This is a genomic window from Citrobacter sp. wls708 (assembly GCF_005281255.1).
Lineage (GTDB): Bacteria > Pseudomonadota > Gammaproteobacteria > Enterobacterales > Enterobacteriaceae > Citrobacter > Citrobacter werkmanii.
Genome location: NZ_SZXE01000018.1, coordinates 142,228 through 163,597 on the forward strand (window position 1 = coordinate 142,228; position 21,370 = coordinate 163,597).

Sequence of the window (21,370 nt, forward strand, 5' to 3'; positions counted from 1 at the left end):
GGCGGCTGCGCCTTATCCGGCCTACGTCCGTTACCGTCTGTAGGCCGGGCAAGCGAAGCGCCCCCGGCAATGATGATTACGCCATTGTGCCAATCGTCTTGCGAAAACGCAGCAGCGCTATCAGGAAGAACGCACCGCCAATCGCCAGCAGCGTCAGGAACTGCGGCCAGACGATGCTAAACCCGGCCCCGCGATAAAGTATCGCCTGCGCGAGGCTGACAAAGTGGGTGGTCGGCATGGTCAGCATAATGTCCTGCACCGCCTGCGGCATGCTTTCACGCGGCGTGGAGCCGCCGGAGAGCATCTGTAACGGCAGTAGCACCAGAATCATCAGCAGCCCCAGTTGCGGCATGGAACGCGCCAGCGTACCCATAAAAATGCCGATCGAGGTGGTGGCGAACAGGCTCAGCGCCACGCCCAGCATAAACAGCGGTATCGAGCCTTCAATTGGCACCCCGAGCACGCCTTTTACCATCAGCATCAGCGACAGACCGGAAACCACCAGCACCACCAGTCCCATCGACCAGATTTTCGCCATCATTATCTCAAACGGTGTCACCGGCATCACCAGCAGGTGCTCAATGGTCCCATGTTCGCGCTCGCGGATCAGCGCCGACCCGGTAAGCACAATCGCCAGCATAGTGATGTTGTTGATGATCGCCATTACCGCGCCAAAGCAGGCTGGCTCCAGATTGGGGTTAAAGCGCATGCGCATTTCCAGCGCCACTGGCGGCTCATTATTGTCGCGGTAACGCGCCACAAAACTATTCACTTCACCGCTAATGATATTCTGGATATAGCTGTTGCCGGTGAAGGCCTGGCTCATCCGCGTGGCATCGACGTTGACCTGGATATCCGGCTGTCGCCCGGCCAGCACATCACGCTGAAAATCAGGCGGAATGTTCACGGCGAAGGTGTAGCGACCGGCATCCAGCCCGGCATCCATCTCATCGGCGGTGATCATCTCCGGCGGCAAAAACCACGGGCGATAAAAGCTGTTCACAATCCGGTTCGACAACTGCGACTGGTCCATATCCGCGATGGCAATCGGCGCCAGATGCAGCGACCCCGGCAGGACAGTTGCGGAGGAGTAAACCGAAATCGTGAAGGCGAAAACGATCAGCGTCAGCATCGCTTTGTCACCCAGCAGACTGCGTAACTCTTTGATGCCAAGGTTATAAATATTGCGTAATCGGCGCATCACCCCTCCTGTTTTTTCAGCAGTAATACGCTCAGACCAACCACTACCGGAATGGCGATTGCCAGCGGGATAAATAGCTGCCAAAGATCCGCCAGATCCAGCGCTTTAGAGAACGTCCCGCGCGCAATGGTCAGAAAATGGCTGGTCGGATAAATTTCACCAATCCAGCGTCCCGGCCCTTCCAACGAGGCCACCGGATCGATCATCCCGGAAAACTGCGTCGCCGGGATCAGCGTAATAATCGCCGTACCAAAAATGGCGGCGATCTGGCTTTTCATAAACGTAGAGATTAACAAGCCCAGTCCGGTAGCAATGGTGACGTACAGCAGCGCGGCCAGCGTCAGCGTTAAAAAGCTGCCCTTATGCGGGACGCCGAAGACAAACACCGACAGCGCACATAGCAGCAGGAAGTTCAGCATTCCCAGCACGATGTAAGGCAACTGTTTGCCGAGCAAAAACTCGCTGCGGGTGGTGGGCGTAACGTACAGGTTGATAATCGACCCCAGCTCTTTTTCGCGCACCACACTGAGTGCGCTGAGCATGGAGGGAATCATCATCAACAGCAGCGGGATCACCGCCGGAACAATCGCCGGCAGGCTCTTCACATCCGGGTTGTAACGATAGCGCGTCTCGATGGTCATCAGCCCGTTTTGCCTACTGGCATTGGGCTGACGCGCCATCACATCCTGCAGCCAGGTCTGGTGCATCGCCTGTACATAGCCTCTGACCGTTTCTGCGCGGCTCGGCATCGCCCCATCAACCCAGACGCCAATCTTCACCGGCGTTCCACGCGCGATGTCGCGGCCAAAATTGGGCGGGATTTCAATGGCTACCGCCACCTCGCCCGAACGCATCCGTTTGTCCAGTTCGTCATAACTGGTGAGCGGCGGCTGCTCGATAAAATAGCGCGACCCCGCCAGATTCAACGTCCACGCCTGGCTATTGACGGTCTGGTCACGATCGAGCACCGAAAAACGCAGGTTTTCCACATCCATACTGATGCCGTAGCCCATAATCAGCATCAGGATCACCGTCCCCATCAGCGCCAGCGTGGAGCGCACCGGATCGCGTCGCAGCTCCAGCGCTTCACGCCGGCTGTAGCTGAACAAACGCCGCAGGCTAAAGCCCTGGCGTGGCGGCTGATTATTTTCATGCACCACCGGCGCATCCGCTTGCGAAAGCGTCGTCTCCGGCGCCGGGCCTGCGGCCTCCTGTAACCAGGAGATAAACGCCTCTTCCAGACTGGCGGCACCGCGCTGCTTCACCAGTTCCTGCGGCGTGCCGCTGGCCAGCACTTTTCCGGCGTGCATCAGCGACATGCGATCGCAGCGCTCCGCTTCGTTCATAAAGTGGGTGGAGATAAAAATGGTCACTTTATCCTGCCGCGACAAATCGACCATCAATTGCCAGAACATGTCCCTCGCCACCGGATCGACCCCGGAGGTCGGCTCATCAAGAATGAGCATTTCCGGGCGATGAATCACCGCCACCGCCAGCGACAGGCGTTGACGGATCCCCAACGGCAGCGCGCCGGGCAACGCGTCTTCGACATCGGTCAGGCTAAAGCGCTCGCTCATCTCTTGTACGCGCTCAGGGATTTCTGCCTCAGGGATATGGAACAGCCGCGCGTGTAGTTCGAGGTTTTGCCGCACGGTCAGCTCGCTGTAGAGCGAGAACGCCTGTGACATATAGCCTACCCGGCGGCGGGTATCGATATTCTTCGGATCAACCGCTTGCCCAAACAGCCATGCCTCGCCTTCGCTTGCGGGCAGCAGTCCGGTGAGCATCTTCATGGTGGTAGATTTGCCGCAGCCATTGGAGCCGAGAAAACCGAAGATTTCCCCGCGCGGAATGCGAAAGTTAACGTGGTCAACGGCGACGAACTTGCCGAAGCGCATGGTCAAATCTTTCGCCTCAATGGCAATCTCTTCCCGCTCAGCGTGATACGGCGGGATCACCACCGGTTTGTGCGCCTGACGCTGGGCTTCGGGTAACAGCGCGATAAACGCCTGCTCCAGCGTGTCGCTGGCGGTTTGTTCCCGTAGCTGCTGCGCGCTCCCGGTGGCTAACACTTCCCCGGCGTTCATCGCCACCAGCCAGTCAAAGCGCTCGGCTTCTTCCATGTAGGCGGTCGCAACCAGCACGCTCATGTTGGTCTGGCGCTGGCGAATACTGTCAATCAGATCCCAGAACTGAGCGCGGGACAGGGGGTCGACCCCGGTGGTGGGTTCATCGAGAATTAATAGCTCCGGGTCGTGGATCAACGCGCAGCACAGCCCCAGTTTTTGTTTCATCCCCCCCGAGAGTTTCCCGGCAGGACGATCGCGAAACGGCGCCAGGCCGGTACTGTTCAGTAGCTCGGTAATCCGCGCTTCGCGCTCCGCTTTATCATGACCAAACAGGCGGGCAAAGAAATCGACGTTCTCATATACCGACAGCGTGTGGTACAGGTTTTTCCCCAGCCCCTGCGGCATCCAGGCAATGCGCGGGCAGACATCCCGGCGGTGCTGCGGGTCGCGCATATCGCCGCCCAGCACCATCACGTTGCCGTGTTCAATGACCCGCGCGCCGGAGATGAGCGACAACAAGCTCGATTTCCCCACGCCATCCGGGCCAATCAACCCCACCATGCAACGGGCGGGAATATCCAGCGTGATATTGTTCAGCGCGACCGTTTTCCCGTAATGCTGACTCACGCCGTCAAGGTGCGCCACGGGAGGAACAGGAACCAGCGCCAGATGCGTCATTGCGGCAACCTCACCATCAGGTCGTCAGGCCAGGCGCGATTTTCATCGACACGCACCCACGCCATGCCCGGCAGACCGGTTTTCACGTACTCGAGATGCTGCTGCAACAGCTCTGGCGGGATACGCGCTTTGACGCGGAACATCAGCTTCAGCCGTTCATCGCTGGTTTCCACCGTTTTCGGCGTGAACTGCGCGACGCTGGCCACAAAGCTGATGGTCGCCGGAATGCGCAGATCCGGCGCGGCATCCAGCACCAGTCGCGCTTCGCCGCCAATCTTCAGTAAGCCAGCCTGTTCGGTAGGTAAGAAGAACGTCATGTAGACATCGCTGAGATCGACCATATTCAGCACGCGCCCCCCCGCGGAAAGCACCTCGCCTGGTTCGGCTACGCGATACTGTACGCGACCGTCGCGCGGAGCTTTCAGCTCGCTGTCATCAATATCAGCGGCAATGCGACGTTCGGTAGCCTGTGCGGCCTCTACGCGGGTCTGCGCCTGAATGATGCTGGTACGAGCGGCTTCAATCGCCGCTTTGGCCGCAGAGACCTGCGCCTTTGCCGACTCCAGCGCGGCACGTGCGCTTTCTGCCGCGGCCCGATCGTCATCCAGTTGTTGCTCGGACACCGCCCCTCGCTGGGATAGCGAACGGGAACGCACGTGACGTTTAGAGACCGACTGCAGTTCCGCCTCACGCTGTTTTACCACCGACTGCGCGGCGCGCATTTCACTTTGCCGCTGTTCCAGCAACGCCCGCGCCGCCGCCACCGCGCTTTCGGCTTCTTTGATTTGCGCGATCGCCTCCAGCCGCTGTTCCTGCAGCACGCGGGTATCCATTTTCGCCAGCACCTCGCCCTGACGGACAAACTGCCCTTCCGAAACGAGGATGGTATCAATACGCCCGGCAATCTTAGTGGCAATATCCACTTCGGTGGCTTCAATTCTGCCGTTGCTGGCTGCAAACCCCTCCGGTATTCCCGCAGGGCGCAGCATCCACCAGGCTATCGCGGCCACCACCACAAGAACACCCGCTCCCCACCACATCAGATGACGCTTAAACTTATCCATATTCGACCCGCCGTAATCCCTGTTATCAAACGTTGCGTGTCACAAAGCCCACTGAACAGCTATTCAGCGGGAGATTCCATCCGGGATGAGAAGGAATGAAAAACAATGACCATTGAGCGAGCAGGCGTTAAGGCAACGCGCGCCGCGAAGGAAGTGAATGACGAAAATGCTGTGAAATCGGGTAGTAATGTTGTCATCATCAGCGTTCCTGGCCGGAAATGAAACACGCATACTCATAACTGCTGTCTATTGAATACTAACACCTGGATTCAAGATGTCTATTCGGTTGTAGTGGGGATATCGCCGCCGACCAAGCATGTCCGGTGATCCGCTCACCGGACACGTTCTGGGTTTAATAAGCCTGCTGGTAAAGCCGCAACGCATCATCTTCATTAAGCGTAACGGGATTATTGCCCAGCAAGCGGGTCTGCTGCATGGCATCCTGCGCCAATATCGCCAGACCGTCTGCGGGAACACCAACGTCACGCAGCCTGTTGGGCGCCCCGGTTGCCGCAATAATGCTTACCATCCCGGCAATAAACGACTGGGCATCGATATCCACGTTTCCTGTCACCTGTGCCCCAATGACGGGAGCCAGCTCGGCATAAAGTGGGGCCGTTACCGCCACGTTAAATTGCAGGACCGGAACCAACATTAGCGCATTCGACAAGCCGTGCGGGATATGGTGTCTGGCACCCAAGGGATAAGCCAGTGCATGCACCGCCGCCACCGGAGAGTTAGCGAAAGCCTGTCCCGCCAGCATCGCGCCCAGCAGCACATTTTCTCGCGCTTCACGGTTGTGCCCGTCACGACATGCGGTCACCAGATGGCGACTGATTAAACGTAACGCTTCGCGGGCCAGCGCGTCCGAGAGTGGGTTTTTCTTATGTTTGCCGGTATAGGCCTCAATCGCATGCACCATCGCATCTATCCCGGCGGCGGCAGTATGGACAGGAGGAAGTCCCAGGGTCAGTTGCGCATCCAATAGCACCAAATCGCCATACAGTTGCGGGGAGACAATGCCCATTTTGCTGTCATCGTTGGTCGTCAAAATTGCAATATTAGTGACTTCAGACCCGGTGCCGGCGGTGGTGGGAATGTTAACCAGCGGTAGGCGTTTCCCGGTGACCTTGTCGATGCCGTAAAGCTCCGGCAGGTCTTGTTCAGAGTTGATTAATACAGCCACCAGCTTTGCGACATCGAGCGAGGAGCCGCCGCCCAGACCAATAACCATTTCGCAGTTATCATCGCGGGCAATCTGTAAAGCTTCGCGAACGAGGCGCTCGTGTGGGTCGGGTTGGACCCGATCATAAAGCGTCACCTGAAACCCTGCGTTGTGCAGACTGTGCAGAACCGGTGGCAAAACCCCAGCCTTGACCAGACCGGGATCGGTCACCAGCAATACACGACGTGCGCTAAACCGTTGCTGAAGAATCTCCCCTAACCGTGACGCACCCGCCCACTCGACGATGATTTCCGCTACCGTCGTAAACGCAAAATCCTTCATGACATTTTTCATTGGGGTATTCCTTGCAGTAAAAATGGACAGCTTTTAGCAATGCGGTTCATCAGGAGGAATGTGAAAGCTTTTCACCTCTTTACGCTCCAACATCGGGGCAATAATGCCAGTGCCAATTCGTTGAAAATGTTCCGTTTGCCGATGAAGTTCCAGCCCCTCTGCACAACGATAAGTTTCAAGAATCACAAAGCGATCGCCGTCTTCCGTGGAACGGAAAAACTCATACGATATATTTTCAGGCTCCTGACGCGTTGCCTCTGCCAGTATTCTGAGCGCGTCGTTAACTTTGTGACCCATCGTCGGTTGGGCAAAATAATGTGCAACGACAAACAGCTGCGTGTTTTCCATTTTTGGCTCCCGGTGGTTTAACGTAGCAAATTCACATCCCATAACGCGCTGTCGCTGCTTGATACAGCTATCGCGCCGTGCAACAACGCCGTCCGGGCATGTTCCTCATTGCAGACAAACCCGGAGGCCACAATCGGCGGCAACACATTACGATCGGCCTGCGGCAGCAACGGCAGCATCTGCGCAGGCATCAGTTGCACATAATCGGGTTCGCTTTGCTCCACGGCTTTCAGGCTGCGTAGCCAGGTCGAGCGGTCGGTGACGAAGATTTTCTGCATGGTGATCAACCCGCATTTTTTCGCGCGCTGTACGGTTTGCAGACGCGTGGAAAGCAACCCCATCGCCCCCGTTTCGGCCACATAATCAATGCCGCCTTTATCCTGGGACAGCCCATTACAACTGTCGATATTCACGATGACGTACTTTCCCGCCTTCGACAGCAGTTCGATCACCGGCTGGAGCTTAATCAGATCGATATTGGCAATGATGCAGACTTCAGCTGTGCTGGACAGTGCGGTTTTCAGTTGCTCAATGCCGTAAATCGCCATGATGACGGGCTGGCGTGCCAGGAGCACGCCAAGGTTTTTTATCATGATTGACCTGCCTGATGTGCGTAAAGCTGAGCGCTTAAGCCCAGCTTGCCCGGGTTAAGGATATTTTGCGGATCCAGCGCTTTTTTAATATCAGCCAGAACCGACAGCGATTCACCTAAAGAAGCCTGCATGTAGGGGGAACGGAGCAGCCCGACGCCATGGTGATGGCTAAGGGAAGTATTGTGTTTAATCAGCACCGCATTTGCCGCGTCCCATGCCGCACGATACCAGGCCGCACGCTGCTCGACGGGCACATCGCCACGCAGTGAGAAGTAAAGACATGCGCCGTCGACGTAGGCATGGGACTGATGCGCTGACCCCGCCAGCGTGCCCGGTACGGCGTTGATCGCTGCCACCACATCATCATAAACCGCGCTGAGATCGCGCCAACGCCCCACCATTTCCAGCGTATCCGCCACCAGGCCGGGGCTTTTCTTAAAGCCTTCGGCGCTTTTTCCCGTCAGATACCGGGTATCCAGCCAGCGCTCAAAGATAGATTCACCGTCAAGTTCTTCTCCGCTCTGCTGACAAATACGTTCACTGATCGCCAGCACCGCGTCGACAATGTCGGGTTCTCCCTCATCCGCAATCAACAGGACGTTGGTCTCGGGCAGGCCAAACTGCACGCCGCTTTCCAGGTTATCGTACAAGCGCAGTGCCGCTGGATTAGCGCCATGCTGTAAGATTTCGCGACACGCCTCCAGCCCACTAGCGAAGCTGGAAAAACCCCAGGCGATAGCGCGACCATAATCCGGCAGACGATGTAGCTTCAAACGCACACGTACTATCACGCCCAGCGTGCCTTCCGACCCGATAAACATTTGCTGTAAATCAGGTCCGATAGCGCTGCGTGCATAACCGCCAACGGTGATTAAGCGCCCATCGGCCAGCACCACATCCATGCCAAAAACCATATCTTCAATTTTTCCGTAGCGGGTAGAAAGCTGTCCCGCACCGCGACAGGCGACCCAACCGCCGACGGTACTGATCCCAAACGATGACGGCCAGTGCCCCATGGTCATGCCATACTCTTTTTGGATAGTTTGCTCGAAAATATCGCCAAACATGCCGGCTTCTACCTCAACAATCTGGCTTTGTGGATCAAAATCGAGCAATTTGTTGAGTTCGCAAACGTCGAGCACAATCCCCCCGCGCAGCGGCAATGCGGCTCCGGTAACGTTACTTCGCCCGGCAGAAACTGTAACCGGAATAGCGGATTCACTGGCGAGGCGCATTACGTCCTGAATCTGTTCTACGGTAGAAACGCGTACAATCACGCCTTTTGAGGTGGCAGGCGTGCCCTGGGTTTCCGCAATCATTGAACCGGCCCACCAGTCGCGGGTCCAGGTAATCACATCGGACTCCGACGTCAGCACCTCATCAGCAATCACCCGCAGCCGGTCAAACGTCGCTTCGCTAATCGCAACGGGATCTACCTGCATTCCTCTTGCGCCATTGCTGCTGGTGATATCTGTTGCCCATGCGGGGCGAGTATGTGCGCCAATGGTATAGTTTCCACGGTTATAACCACGTTTAATCGCTTCTTTACTGATCATTCTGATGTCCCCATAAGCATTGATTTTTCATGTTTAATTGCGGCCTGATAGCTGGCTACCTGTTTTGCCACCTGTTCAGGCTGTAACCGGAGTTCTTGTTGCAGTATTTCCCCAACGCGTTCTGCAGCAATGGCTGACGCATCGCGTGCCATCAGGCGCGCGCGAATTCGACGCGACAGCACATCATCAACGGTGCTGGCAAGCTCATGGCGTACGGCATACACCACTTCCGCTTCGGTGTAGGGAAGCCCTTCCACGATAGGTTTAACCAGCGAGGGATCGGCCTGAATAATGTCACTGACAAAATGCGCTTCAGTGCCATAGCGCTCGCCCAGATGCGCAGACAGGCCGCCAGAGGCCAGAATGGCCTGTGGGTCATAGCCAGCCGCGCCCAGCAAATACGCAGTTTTCGTTGAGCAGGCTTTTTTACGGCCCAGTATTTTGCTGGCCGCATCAATGGTTTCTTCCGCCATGTGGCGCGATGTCGTCAGTTTGCCGCCGACAATGGTAATCAGTCCGTCCGCTGCAACCCTGATCTCATGGTTACGCTTCATCTCAACGGTTTTGCCGCCCGCGGTACCGACAAGCGGGCGGCAACCAGCGATACTTCCCACCACATCTTCCGGGCGCAGATCCGTTTTCAGCGCCGAGTTTGCGCCTTCCAGCAGAAAGTCCAGTTCAGTACGATTGCAGTGAACATCGTTCAAATCGCCCTGATAGTCTTCATCCGTGGTGCCCAGATAGGAGACGTTGCCCCAGCGCGTAATGGTCGCGCGCCGACTGCGTCCGGCCACCGGAATGGTCACCGTGCAATCATTGCGAATTTTCATCCACGGGATGGCGACATGAACCCCCTTCGCCGGACGGATATTCAGCGGCGATGATTCCCCTTTTTTCAGCCCACTCCAGTCACGCAACCAGACACCCGTCGCCATAATGACAACCCGCGCTTTGACCCGGATTTCCCTGCCATCGGCATACACGATGCCCCCATTGACCTTGCCATGCTGGTCGCGTGTGGTTTCGATGACTTCGGCATGGTTTGTTACCGTCGCCCCATGAAACGCCGCCGTCCGCACCAGGGCCAGCGTTAACCTGGCGTCATCAACACGGGCATCGAAATACATAAAGCCGCCGGAGAGTTGCTCTTCTTTCAGCGTTGGGCAGTGCGATAACACTTCCGCCGGCGTTAATTTTTGGTGAAGAATACCTTCCCGCCATCCCCCGGCGAGATCGTAGGTCCAGAGCAGACTTTCAAACGCAGAGGACATGCGTTTATCAAACACGCCATTCTTATCGAGTACCGGAAATAAAAAGGGCAGCCGCTGCACCAGATGGCGAGCATTGCGGCGCATACGCTGGCGCTCGAGCAAAGAATGACGTACCAGTCCGAGGTTCCCTTGCTCGATGTAACGCAGGCCGCCGTGCACCATTTTTGATGACTTGGATGACGTCCCCGAGGCAAAATCACTCTTCTCAATTAACGCGACCCGATATCCGCGCAAGCTGGCATCCAGCGCCGCATAGGCCCCCGTCACTCCGCCGCCGACAATCAGAATGTCGTAGGTTTCGCTTTCCAGTCGGTCCAGTTGCTCAGGACGCTGAAGACGCAACGGTTCGGCGCCGTACATATCACTGCGTGTTTTGTTTGGCTTTCGCGAAGGGAAAAACTTCATGAGTCGGCGTGCTCCTGATTAGCGGTAGTGAGGCTGCTGGCGGTTTCCATTTCGAGCGCAATACGCATCTCCCAGCGGTTGATTTTTTGTTCGCGAAGGTCATGACTGATTTTGGGTTCAAACAGACGCGCCGTTTTCAGCGTGGCGCAGGCATCAGACAACGAATCCCACAGCAGCCCATCGGCTCCCGCCAGAAACGCCGCGCCGCGTAAGCTGGCCCTCGCCGTTTCGGCCATCCGCCGTACGGGGATCCCACTAACATCGGCCTGGATTTGCAATAACGTGTCGCTATTGGACAACCCGCCGCCTACCACCAGCTCTTGCGTTGCGATGCCGGTTGCCGCTTCATTGGCGCGCATACAGGCGGCTACCGAATGCGCAATGCCTTCCAGAATGGCGTAGGCCACCTGCGGACGTGTGGTCGAGATTGAAATACCGTTAAGCGAGGCGCGGGCATGCGGCTGCAAATGAGGAACACGCAGCCCCGTTAATGCTGGAATGAAACTCACGCCGCCAGAATCATTAGCCTGTGCAGCCAGCTCGCTGATTTGCTCGGGTGAGTCGAACCAGCGCAGCTTTTCGCACACCCAGTTCAGGGCCGAACCGGTCGTCGGGACGAATGTTTCTACAGAGAAGTGCGAGCGTCCTTTTTGTCGGCGCGCGGTCATGGTGAGCGTACTTTCACAGCTTTTTTTCAATGTCGGCACCGTCGGCCCCATCATTAAATCAACAAAGCTGCCGGTCCCATGCATACACAACGCCTGCCCGCGCTCAGTGCAACCCAGCCCAATAGCCCCCGCAAACTGATCCCCGGCGCAAGCCCGGATCGGGACGCTGATCCCGAGGATATCTTCACGCGTAGAGCCAAAATCATCGGTATCATCGTGCAATTCAGGCAGCAATGACGTCGGGAACTTCAGAGTCTGCAGCCATGGCAAATGGTACTGATGCTCGTTGAGGCAATACGCGCCCGCAGAGGTGGCGTTGGTGGGGGTGGTGACACATTTTTTTTCTTCCGCCAGATGCCAGAGCAACCAACTGTCAACGGTGCCAAAAACCAGGGTTCCAGCCTGGTGCGCCCTCTTCACTGCCGGTGTATTGGCGATATGGTATGACGCCCAGAGGTAAGGTGAACGTATCCCAACCGGTCGTCCAATTACTGGCAGCAGTTTCGCATCCCATTCGGGGGCAAGTCGCGCCAGCTCATCCGTAAAACGCGCATCCTGCCAGACCATCGCAGGCGCCAGCGCCTTGCCAGTGATTGCATCCCAGAGCACCGCCGTTGAACGTTGCGTCGCAATCGCCAGCGCCACAATACGCATCTTGCTGTGCTGCGCATTGGCAATCGCTGTACGACACACCGCAATAGTGGCCTGCAAAATTTCATCAGCATCTTGTTCAACAACGCCATGGCGCTGGCTACTGACCTGAAGCGGCTGGTATTCAAGACAGTGGACCTGGCTATTTCGCCCCACCACTGCCGCACGCGTACCTGATGTACCTTCATCAATAGCCAGAATGACATCTTCATATTCAATCATTTTGTACTCCTGTTTGATTCCGGGGCCATCGACTCGGGATAGGGTGAATGGGGTGATTCAAACTGCGGGGCGCCAGGCTCGTTATCCGGCTGAATCGTGGTGCTAGTGGGATCCCATGGGATCACAAAGCAGACGATGCTGGCGAACAACGGCACGGCGGACATGATCAGGAAGGTCGTTTGCAAGCCGTAGAGATCACGGAAAACGGGGAAGATAAACAGACCGAGCGCCGCACCTATTGCCCCGAGCGCACCGACCACGCCATTTGCGCCTGCCCGCAGTTCACTGCGAAAAGAGAGGGATGAAAGGCTTTTCCCGTTTGCACCGGGTCCACCTGAGTGACAAAGAATAAACAACGCGGGAACCAGCAAAGAGGCCCACAGCGGCATACTGTCGCTGAACAGTCCCAGCGTGAGCAGTACGAGAAAAGCCACGGCAAAACCGATCGCCGAAGAGCGGCGCAAGCCCAGACGACGACCGATTGCAGGAGACAAGAAACCGCCAACAATACCAAATACGTTAAAAAATAGTGAACACAAGGTTGCGTACACAAAGTTTTTACCGAACATCGCGGCACTAATAACCGGCAAATACCAGCCGACGCCAAAATACTGGATTGACTGGCAGATCTGAACCGTAGAAGCCAGAATCGTACGCGGTAAATATACGCCACGGAATATTAGCAGTACATTTCTCGCTCCTTTTTCTGCTTGCCCAATGACAGGTTTTTGCTCCGCTTTTGGCGCCAGAATAAAATTATCACCGTATATTTTATTCATAGCGATCACAGCATCAGAAAGCCGTGATTTTCTCGCCAACCATACCGGACTTTCTACTAAATAACGGAACTGGAAAAAAAGTACGATGAGTCCACATAACGCTGTCACGGCAATAGAATAACGCCAGATAGCATCCCCAACATCCCAGGAATAAAACATCAGCGCTAATGCCAGATTTAAACAAACCGCAACATACCAGACCCCTTGCCAGGTGTTTAAACGGCTTTTTAGTTTCACTGGCGTGAACTCTGCCAGCATCGCCATGGCCACGGCAAAATCCATCCCGTAAGACACGCCAACAAAGAAGCGGCCCACGATTATGGTGCTGAAACTGGAGGATGACATCACTAACAGCGCACCAATCACCGCCATTATTTTGGCGATTATCAGCGGTGGTACACGCCCCCAGCGATCGGCAATCCAGCCGCCAATAGGATTAAATAATATGGCAACCCACGATGAAAATGAGGTAAGTAACGCAACTTCAGTTGCGCTCAGCTTTAAATTGCGGGTCATTGGATTTAATCCAGCACTAAGAGCTGAATTTGAAAAAGCATCAAGGAACAGGCCACCTAATGCCAACCACCAAATAACACCGGCTCTGCCACTGATTTTTCCGCGAGAGTCGATGCAATTGATAACATCATCAACGCCACGGATTTTTATCGGATTTGAGAATGAGCATGCGGACATGGCTTTCCCCTTCATAATATTCGGAAGAAGGTCGCCATTAGCTAAAAAAATGCAATAAGAGACCATCTTAATTTCACAGATAGTCTCTTATCTAAAATCTGTATTTTTCCACTCTAGAAGGTAAGGGAAAGCGTGTCAAAGCGACTTTTTGCCCCATCGTTGATTCTGTGACTTGTAGCACACATGTTAATAAATCATTACAAAAACAGGTCGCCATGAGCCATTTTTCCGTTCTCAGCGGATGGGAGCGCCGCTGTGAGTGTACGTAGTCGATGCGCTGGTGGCTGATTTACGCTGAACGATCGCAGATCTTCCTGTACAACGTTATTGCAATATTCATCAAAAATGGGTGTTGAATACGAAATCCGCTTTTACTCTAAACTCCACACCAAACATAAAATCATTAAGATTCATATAGATAACCGCAAAAACATTTGATATTAATCATTTAAAAAACTTATTTTTCGTTATGTTGATCACATTAACATCAAAAGAATAGTGATCTTAAAATAGGTTTTAAATATTGTGGTCAGGCCGCTAGACCACAATAAGAGGATATATCATGAAAAGAAAAACAATGGGATGGCTTATCGTTTTTCTTCTTTTTATAGTTTACATGCTTAACTATATGGATCGTTCAGCATTGTCGATCACCGCTCCACTCATCGAAAAGGAATTAGGATTCAATGCTGCTGAAATGGGTATGATATTCAGCGCATTCTTTGTTGGTTATGCTCTATTTAACTTTATCGGTGGCTGGGCCAGTGACAGATTTGGCCCCAAGACAGTATTTCTGGTCGCCGCGTTACTCTGGTCATTATTTTGTGGGATGACCAGTCTGGTTACTGGCTTATGGACTATGCTGGCTGTTCGCGTGTTATTCGGCATGGCTGAAGGACCGGTCAGCGCGGCCGGAAATAAAATCATCAATAACTGGATTTCACGCAAGGAATCTGCAACTGCGATTGGTATTTTTAGCGCAGGTTCACCGTTAGGTGGCGCGATTTCTGGTCCGGTAGTTGGCATGCTGGCGCTTTCATTAGGCTGGCGTCCGGCATTCGGTATCATTTTCCTGTTCGGTTTAGTCTGGGTATTACTATGGTATTTCACTGCCAGTGATAAACCTTCAAAAAGTAAACACCTCGCCCCGGAAGAACGTGTCGATTTTGAAAACCATGATGACATCATTTTAGCGGATGACGGTAAAGCGATGCCTTCTCTCGGTTACTACATGAAGCAGCCTATGGTGTGGGCAACGACACTGGCCTTCTTCAGTTATAACTACATACTCTTTTTCTTCCTGACCTGGTTTCCAAGCTATCTTAACCACTCTCTACACCTTGATATTAAAGAAATTAGTATTGCAACCGTCATCCCGTGGGTAATTGGCGCGATCGGTATGGTATTGGGCGGAGTATGTTCTGATTTTATCTATCGCATTACAGGAAATGCCCTACTTTCTCGCCGTCTTATTCTCGGTGTTTGCCTGGCTGGCGCGGCGATCTGTGTGGCGATTTCAGGAACGGTTACGACTATCGGCAGTGCCGTTGGACTGATGTCAGTCTCGTTATTCCTGCTGTATTTGACTGGACCTATATATTGGGCAGTTATTCAGGATGTCGTGCACAAAGATAAAGTGGGCAGCGTCGGTGGTGCCATGCATGGACTGGCAAATATATCCGGAATTATTGGCCCTCTGGTCACCGGGTTTATTGTCCAGTTTAGCGGTAAATATGATTACGCATTCTATCTGGCTGGGGCTATTGCGATTGTTTCCAGCTGTCTGGTATTCGTATTTGTCAAAAATAAAGGATTAAAAACAAATGAAAGTCAAAGCTGTTTACATCAATAAACCTGGTGAAATTGAAACCCGTTGGGTTGATTATCCGGAAAAGAAAGATAATGAAGTACTAATAAAAGTTGATGCTGCTGGGATATGTGGCTCTGATATTGGTGCATTTCGTGGTACTAACCCATTAGTAACCTATCCACGTATTATTGGACATGAAGTCACAGGCATTGTTATTAAACAAGGCAAGGGCATGCCAGCAAATATTAAAGAAGGTGATCGCGTTATTGTTGATCCTTATATTTATTGTGGTCATTGCTACCCTTGCTCAGTAGGCAGAACAAATTGTTGTGAAAATCTAAAAGTAATTGGTGTACATATTGATGGCGCAATGCAGGAGGTGGTTGCTCACCCCGCACATTTAATTCACAAAATCCCTGATGATGTCGCCTCAGAGATGGCTCCGTTAGCTGAACCACTGACTATCGCACTGCATGCGCTACATCGCGCCAAACTGACGGCCGGAGAGCATATCGCCATTATTGGTGCCGGTGCGATTGGCCTGATGGCGGCACTGAGCGCATTGCGCTACGGTGCGACACCCATTCTGATCGATATCGTGGACGAACGACTTCAGTACGCAAAATCACTGGGCGTGCCTTACGTCATCAATCCGTCGAACATCCGGGTTATTGAGGCGATCAAAGAGATCACGCAGGGGACGATGGCGCAGGTTGTAGTCGAAGCATCTGGCGCCAACAGTGCAATTCGCGAAACTCTGGATCTTGCGTCATTTGCAGGTCGTATTGCTTTCACCGGCTGGCCAAAACAGGAGACATCGTTACCCACTAACCTGATCACGTTTAAGGAACTGGATCTGCGCGGATCGCGTACCAGTGCAGGTGAATTCGAAGAGGCGTTACAAATGCTGGCCACGCTGAACATTAATCCCGCGGATGTCGTCAGCAAGGTAGTGAATATTGATGATGTGCCTGACGCCGTGAAGGAACTCGATCAATACCCGGAACGCTATCTGAAAATCAATGCGACCTTTCATTAATTTTTCCAGGAGATAAAGCGATGGAACAAACCTGGCGTTGGTATGGCCCAAACGATCCCGTATCGTTGTCCGATGTTCGTCAAGCTGGTGCAACGGGTGTGGTAACTGCGCTGCACCATATTCCAAACGGTGAAGTCTGGTCCGTAGAAGAAATTCTCAAACGCAAAGAGATCGTAGAAAAAGCCGGTCTGGTCTGGTCGGTCGTGGAAAGCGTGCCGATCCATGAAGACATCAAGACCCACACGGGCCAGTACGATCTGTGGATCAAGAATTACCAGCAGACGCTGCGCAATCTCGCCCAATGCGGCATCTTTACTGTGTGCTACAACTTCATGCCGGTTCTGGACTGGACCCGTACCGACCTGGAGTATGTGCTACCCGACGGTTCAAAGGCTCTGCGCTTTGACCAGATTGAGTTTGCCGCATTTGAATTGCATATCCTCAAGCGCCCTGGTGCGGAAGCGGACTACAACGCGGAGGAAATTGCCCAGGCTCACCAGCGTTTTGCGGATATGAGCGAAGAGGACAAAGCCCGGCTGACGCGCAATATCATTGCCGGCCTGCCAGGTGCCGAGGAAGGATATACCCTGGACCAATTCCGTAGCCACCTTGCAACCTATAAAGATATCGACAAAGCGGCCCTACGGGAAAATTTCGCCTGGTTCCTGAAAGCCATTATCCCAGTCGCTGAAGAGGTAGGAGTACGAATGGCGGTTCATCCTGACGATCCACCGCGCCCGATTCTTGGCCTGCCGCGCATCGTTTCTACTATAGAAGATATGCAGTGGATGGTGGATACCGTAAACAGGGCGGCCAACGGCTTTACGATGTGTACCGGATCTTACGGCGTCCGCGCAGACAACGATCTGGTTGAGATGATCAAACAGTTCGGTCCGCGAATTTACTTTACGCACCTGCGTTCCACACAACGCGAAGAGAATCCCAAAACCTTCCATGAGGCAGCGCATCTCTCCGGTGATGTCGATATGTACAGCGTAGTGAAAGCGATAGTCGAAGAAGAACAGCGGCGTAAAGCTGAAGGCAACGCCTCACTTATCCCCATGCGACCCGACCATGGTCATCAAATGCTTGATGACCTGAAAAAGAAAACTAACCCAGGGTATTCCGCTATTGGTCGCCTTAAGGGCCTGGCTGAAGTACGCGGCGTTGAACTGGCTATCCAGCGCGCCTTCTTCAGTCAGTAACCACATTGCCGCATGGTATCCCCGCCATGCGGTTTTCACTTTCAGTCAGCACCAGTCTTTGATAGCGCATTATCAAAGAAGATCATCAATGACAGGAGTTTGTCATGGACAATAATCTCGCCACTGCACAGATTTCCACCCCACGCCCACGCAGGGATCGTTCACGCCTCGTTTCGCGCATCGTGCATCTTGGTTGCGGCGCTTTTCACCGCGCCCATCAGGCACTCTATACACATCATTTGCTGGAAAGCAGTGACAGCGACTGGGGCATATGTGAGGTCAACCTGATGCCCGGAAACGATGCCACACTGATTCAAAACCTGAAGGCGCAGGATCTGCTGTACACCGTTGCCGAACGCGGCGCACAAACGACAGAGCTTAAAATCATTGGCTCGATGAAAGAAGCGCTACATCCTGAATTTGACGGTTGTGAAGCCATTATCCACGCAATGGCACGTCCAGAAACTGCCATCGTTTCGCTGACCATCACCGAAAAAGGATATTGCACAGATGCCGCCAGCGGCGAGCTGGATCTGAATCATCCGTTTATCCAGCACGACATTGCCCACCCACAGTCCCCCAAATCAGCAATTGGTTATATCGTCGAAGCCCTCGCGCTACGCCGCCAGCAGGGATTGAACGCTTTTACTGTGCTGTCCTGCGATAACGTGCGGGAAAATGGCCACGTCGCAAAAACCGCTGTCCTGGGTTTGGCCGCCGAGCGCGATCCGCACCTGGCTGAGTGGATTGCCGAACAGGCAACGTTCCCATGCACGATGGTAGACCGCATCGTTCCAGCAGCAACAGAAGAGACGTTAGCGCAAATCGCCGAGCAGCTTGGCGTTTACGATCCCTGTGCCATTGCCTGCGAGCCATTCCGCCAGTGGGTTATCGAAGATAACTTTGTTAATGGACGTCCGGACTGGGATCGCGCGGGCGCACAGTTTGTGGAAGATGTGGTGCCGTTTGAAATGATGAAACTGCGTATGCTCAACGGCAGTCACTCATTCCTCGCCTACCTCGGTTATCTGGGCGGCTATGAGACGATTGCCGATACGATGACAAACCCGGCGTATCGCAATGCTGCGCTGGCGTTAATGCTTGACGAACAGGCCCCAACGCTGTCGATGCCTGAAGGTACAGACCTGGCAGGTTATGCGGAATTGCTTATCGCGCGCTTTACTAATCCAGCACTGAAGCACCGAACCTGGCAAATTGCGATGGATGGCAGCCAGAAATTACCGCAGCGTTTGCTGGATCCCATTCGGCTGCATCTGGCACGAGGGGAAGATTACCGTCATCTGGCTCTGGGTGTCGCAGCCTGGATGCGCTACGTCAGCGGTGTGGATGAAAAAAACAATCCGATTGATGTGGTGGACCCTCTGGCGGCACGGTATCAGGCGATAAATCAGCAATATCTGTCACCTGAAGAGCGTGTGCGGGCGCTGCTGACAATCGACACCATTTTTGGGACGGATTTGAGCGACAACACAGACTTTATCAAACGCGTAACCGCTGCCTGTCAGCAATTGCACAGCGTAGGAGCACGTGCAGCGGTAGCCGCTCTAAATCATTAAATATTTTACTTCAAAGACCCACGATCTGTCTGACATAAGCCAGATGTTCCAGTGATTTTTGGTAAGCACCGTCAGCATCAGCCTGGCGGATCGCATCCACAATCGCTTTATGCTGAGTATTCATGCTGGTTAATACATCCCGATTGCCGGAACGCTTGTCCAGTCCGGCATACGGGATGTTAACGCGTTGTTCCCACAGCATTCGCGACATATCAAGCAGTACGCGGTTCTGGCTGGCTTCAGATACCGTTAAATGGAACTGCTTATCGAGGGAGTAAAAGCCATGGACATTGTTTTCACTAATGGCTTTTTCCATGCTGAGGTGCAGCGCTTCAAGCTGACTAATAAGTTCATCTTTGCCTGCTTCTGCAGCAAGACGCGCGCAATGACTGTCAACCAACTCTCGCGAATAGAGTATTTCTTCAACCGTATAATCACTGGCGGAATGCTTTTTATCAGTAACAATAACGCCATTACCGGACTGGATGGTGATCCATCCTGAGATCTCCAGCACAATCAGCGCTTCTCTGAGCGATGCGCGACTCACGCCAAGTTGCTTCGCCAGTTCACGTTCAGGGGGCAAGAAGCTTCCTGGCGGAAAAATACTATCGTTGATGAGCTTAATGATGAGATTGGCTATCTTTTGATAGAGCCGCTCCTGTTTTACCTCAGGAATAACCATGTGCCTCCCGTTCTCTTATCTGTGAGATTTTTAACTGATTATCTTATCATTCCCGGAGTTAAGAAACGCATGCCTGAGTCAGTTCCTTGTAACAGCGGTAAACAAATTCACTCACCAGAGACCAAATCCTGCGCGCACGCCCAGGCGCTCGACCATGCCCACTGGAAGTTGTATCCACCCAGCCAGCCGGTGACGTCCATCACTTCACCAATAAAATAGAGTCCTGGCACTTTACGGGCTTCCATCGTGCGCGATGACAGCTCGTTGGTATCCACGCCGCCCAGCGTGACTTCAGCGGTACGATACCCTTCCGTACCGTTCGGCTGCACCCGCCACTCGGTCAGGGTCTCCACCAGCGTTTGCTGATCGCGCACGTTAAGCTGTTTCAGCGAGACATCCGGGATTTGCCCTAACTGCTGTAAACATTCCACCAGGCGTTTTGGCAACTGCATAGCAAGCGTATTCTTTAAGCTCTGATTAGGGTGGGCGCTGCGCTGTTCATCCAGGAAGTTCGCAAGGTCAACATCCGGCAACAAATTAATGCTGACAAATTCACCTGGCTGCCAAAAACTGGAAATCTGCAGCACGGCCGGACCAGAAAGCCCGCGGTGCGTAAAGAGCAGGTTTTCACGAAATACGGTGCCGTCCTCGGCGGTGATAACGGAGGAAACGGATACGCCAGAGAGCACCTGAAGCTGCTCCAGCAGCGGCTTGTGTAAGGTGAAAGGCACCAGACCTGCGCGCGTCGGCAACACGTTCAGACCGAATTGTTCGGCAATTTTATAGCCAAACGGCGTCGCGCCCAGACCCGGCATCGAAAGACCACCAGAGGCGATAACCAGCTTTTTCGTGCCGACAGTCATGCCGTTCAGCGCCAGGATGAAATCTTCCCCCTCACGCTCAACGCTGAGGACTTCGCTACGTAACCGCATAGTTACGTTACCTTTTTCACACTCGTCCACCAGCATATCGACAATTTGCTGGGCGGAATCGTCGCAGAACAGCTGACCCAACGTTTTTTCGTGCCAGGCGATGCCGTGCTTGCCCACCAGATCGATAAAATCCCACTGCGTATAACGCGCCAGCGCCGATTTGCAAAAATGCGGGTTTTGACTCAAATACGCGGCAGGTTCGACATAAAGGTTGGTAAAATTGCAGCGTCCCCCGCCAGACATGAGGATCTTGCGTCCCGGCTTTTTACCATTATCAATCAGCAGTACCCGGCTACCTGCTTGTCCTGCCTGCGCGGCACAAAACATACCCGCTGCGCCAGCGCCTATAATAACGGTATCAAACCTTTCCACGTTGCGATCCTCTCTAAAAAGCGGGGGTGAATTGTA

At 53.7% G+C, this 21,370-nt stretch carries 16 protein-coding genes; 4 read left to right on the forward strand and 12 right to left on the reverse strand.

The features are described 5' to 3' along the window. Positions 1-76: 76 nt before the first annotated feature. The 10 genes from FDW97_RS13975 to FDW97_RS14020 form a co-directional block, all read right to left on the reverse strand. Positions 77-1,201 carry an ABC transporter permease gene (locus FDW97_RS13975; RefSeq protein ID WP_137351189.1) on the reverse strand — a complete coding sequence of 375 codons (1,125 nt, stop codon included), beginning with the start codon at positions 1,199-1,201 and terminating at the stop codon, positions 77-79. Further along, positions 1,201-3,948: a ribosome-associated ATPase/putative transporter RbbA gene (gene rbbA / locus FDW97_RS13980; RefSeq protein WP_137351190.1), complete on the reverse strand. Its 2,748-nt coding sequence runs from the start codon at positions 3,946-3,948 to the stop codon at positions 1,201-1,203. The genes FDW97_RS13975 and rbbA overlap by 1 nt, the downstream gene beginning before the upstream one ends. Beyond that, positions 3,945-5,012 carry an HlyD family secretion protein gene (locus tag FDW97_RS13985; protein WP_038635046.1) on the reverse strand — a complete coding sequence of 356 codons (1,068 nt, stop codon included), beginning with the start codon at positions 5,010-5,012 and terminating at the stop codon, positions 3,945-3,947. Before FDW97_RS13985 ends, rbbA begins: the two co-directional genes overlap by 4 nt. A 352-nt stretch (positions 5,013-5,364) precedes the next feature. Then, positions 5,365-6,531 carry an iron-containing alcohol dehydrogenase gene (locus FDW97_RS13990; protein ID WP_137351191.1) on the reverse strand — a complete coding sequence of 389 codons (1,167 nt, stop codon included), beginning with the start codon at positions 6,529-6,531 and terminating at the stop codon, positions 5,365-5,367. A 33-nt stretch (positions 6,532-6,564) separates the two neighbouring features. Next, positions 6,565-6,879 carry a putative quinol monooxygenase gene (locus FDW97_RS13995; RefSeq protein ID WP_137351192.1) on the reverse strand — a complete coding sequence of 105 codons (315 nt, stop codon included), beginning with the start codon at positions 6,877-6,879 and terminating at the stop codon, positions 6,565-6,567. Positions 6,880-6,896: 17 nt separating this feature from the next. Beyond that, a complete protein-coding gene (locus FDW97_RS14000) occupies positions 6,897-7,472 on the reverse strand; it encodes a glycerol-3-phosphate responsive antiterminator (protein ID WP_038635052.1) in 576 nt (191 codons plus the stop codon). Continuing rightward, on the reverse strand, positions 7,469-9,028 hold the full coding sequence (locus tag FDW97_RS14005; protein WP_137351193.1) for an FAD-binding oxidoreductase: 1,560 nt from the start codon (positions 9,026-9,028) through the stop codon (positions 7,469-7,471). The genes FDW97_RS14000 and FDW97_RS14005 overlap by 4 nt, the downstream gene beginning before the upstream one ends. Next, positions 9,025-10,704 (reverse strand): glycerol-3-phosphate dehydrogenase/oxidase, encoded by a 1,680-nt coding sequence (locus FDW97_RS14010; RefSeq protein ID WP_087856258.1) that lies wholly within the window; start codon positions 10,702-10,704, stop codon positions 9,025-9,027. Before FDW97_RS14010 ends, FDW97_RS14005 begins: the two co-directional genes overlap by 4 nt. After that, positions 10,701-12,245 carry an FGGY family carbohydrate kinase gene (locus FDW97_RS14015; protein WP_038635060.1) on the reverse strand — a complete coding sequence of 515 codons (1,545 nt, stop codon included), beginning with the start codon at positions 12,243-12,245 and terminating at the stop codon, positions 10,701-10,703. Before FDW97_RS14015 ends, FDW97_RS14010 begins: the two co-directional genes overlap by 4 nt. After that, positions 12,242-13,732, reverse strand: coding sequence for an MFS transporter (locus FDW97_RS14020; RefSeq protein WP_371414782.1), 1,491 nt, complete (start codon positions 13,730-13,732; stop codon positions 12,242-12,244). Before FDW97_RS14020 ends, FDW97_RS14015 begins: the two co-directional genes overlap by 4 nt. A 547-nt stretch (positions 13,733-14,279) precedes the next feature. On the opposite strand from FDW97_RS14020, the gene FDW97_RS14025 reads away from it, so the two are divergent. The 4 genes from FDW97_RS14025 to FDW97_RS14040 all read left to right on the forward strand — a co-directional run bounded on the left by FDW97_RS14025 (position 14,280) and on the right by FDW97_RS14040 (position 19,348). After that, positions 14,280-15,569, forward strand: coding sequence for an MFS transporter (locus tag FDW97_RS14025; RefSeq protein ID WP_137351195.1), 1,290 nt, complete (start codon positions 14,280-14,282; stop codon positions 15,567-15,569). Next, a complete protein-coding gene (locus FDW97_RS14030) occupies positions 15,541-16,566 on the forward strand; it encodes a zinc-binding dehydrogenase (protein WP_085049043.1) in 1,026 nt (341 codons plus the stop codon). Before FDW97_RS14025 ends, FDW97_RS14030 begins: the two co-directional genes overlap by 29 nt. 20 nt (positions 16,567-16,586) lie before the next feature. Beyond that, positions 16,587-17,771: a mannonate dehydratase gene (gene uxuA / locus FDW97_RS14035; protein WP_137351196.1), complete on the forward strand. Its 1,185-nt coding sequence runs from the start codon at positions 16,587-16,589 to the stop codon at positions 17,769-17,771. 104 nt (positions 17,772-17,875) lie between these two features. Beyond that, positions 17,876-19,348 (forward strand): fructuronate reductase, encoded by a 1,473-nt coding sequence (locus FDW97_RS14040; RefSeq protein ID WP_085049045.1) that lies wholly within the window; start codon positions 17,876-17,878, stop codon positions 19,346-19,348. A 10-nt stretch (positions 19,349-19,358) separates the two neighbouring features. Here the strand turns inward: FDW97_RS14040 and FDW97_RS14045 are convergent, their stop codons facing one another. Together FDW97_RS14045 and FDW97_RS14050 are read right to left on the reverse strand one after the other, a co-directional pair. Next, complete coding sequence (locus tag FDW97_RS14045) at positions 19,359-20,030, reverse strand: FadR/GntR family transcriptional regulator (RefSeq protein WP_069323761.1); 672 nt, start codon at positions 20,028-20,030, stop codon at positions 19,359-19,361. A 107-nt stretch (positions 20,031-20,137) separates the two neighbouring features. Further along, positions 20,138-21,334 carry an NAD(P)/FAD-dependent oxidoreductase gene (locus tag FDW97_RS14050; protein WP_069323760.1) on the reverse strand — a complete coding sequence of 399 codons (1,197 nt, stop codon included), beginning with the start codon at positions 21,332-21,334 and terminating at the stop codon, positions 20,138-20,140. Between the last annotated feature and the right edge of the window lie 36 nt (positions 21,335-21,370).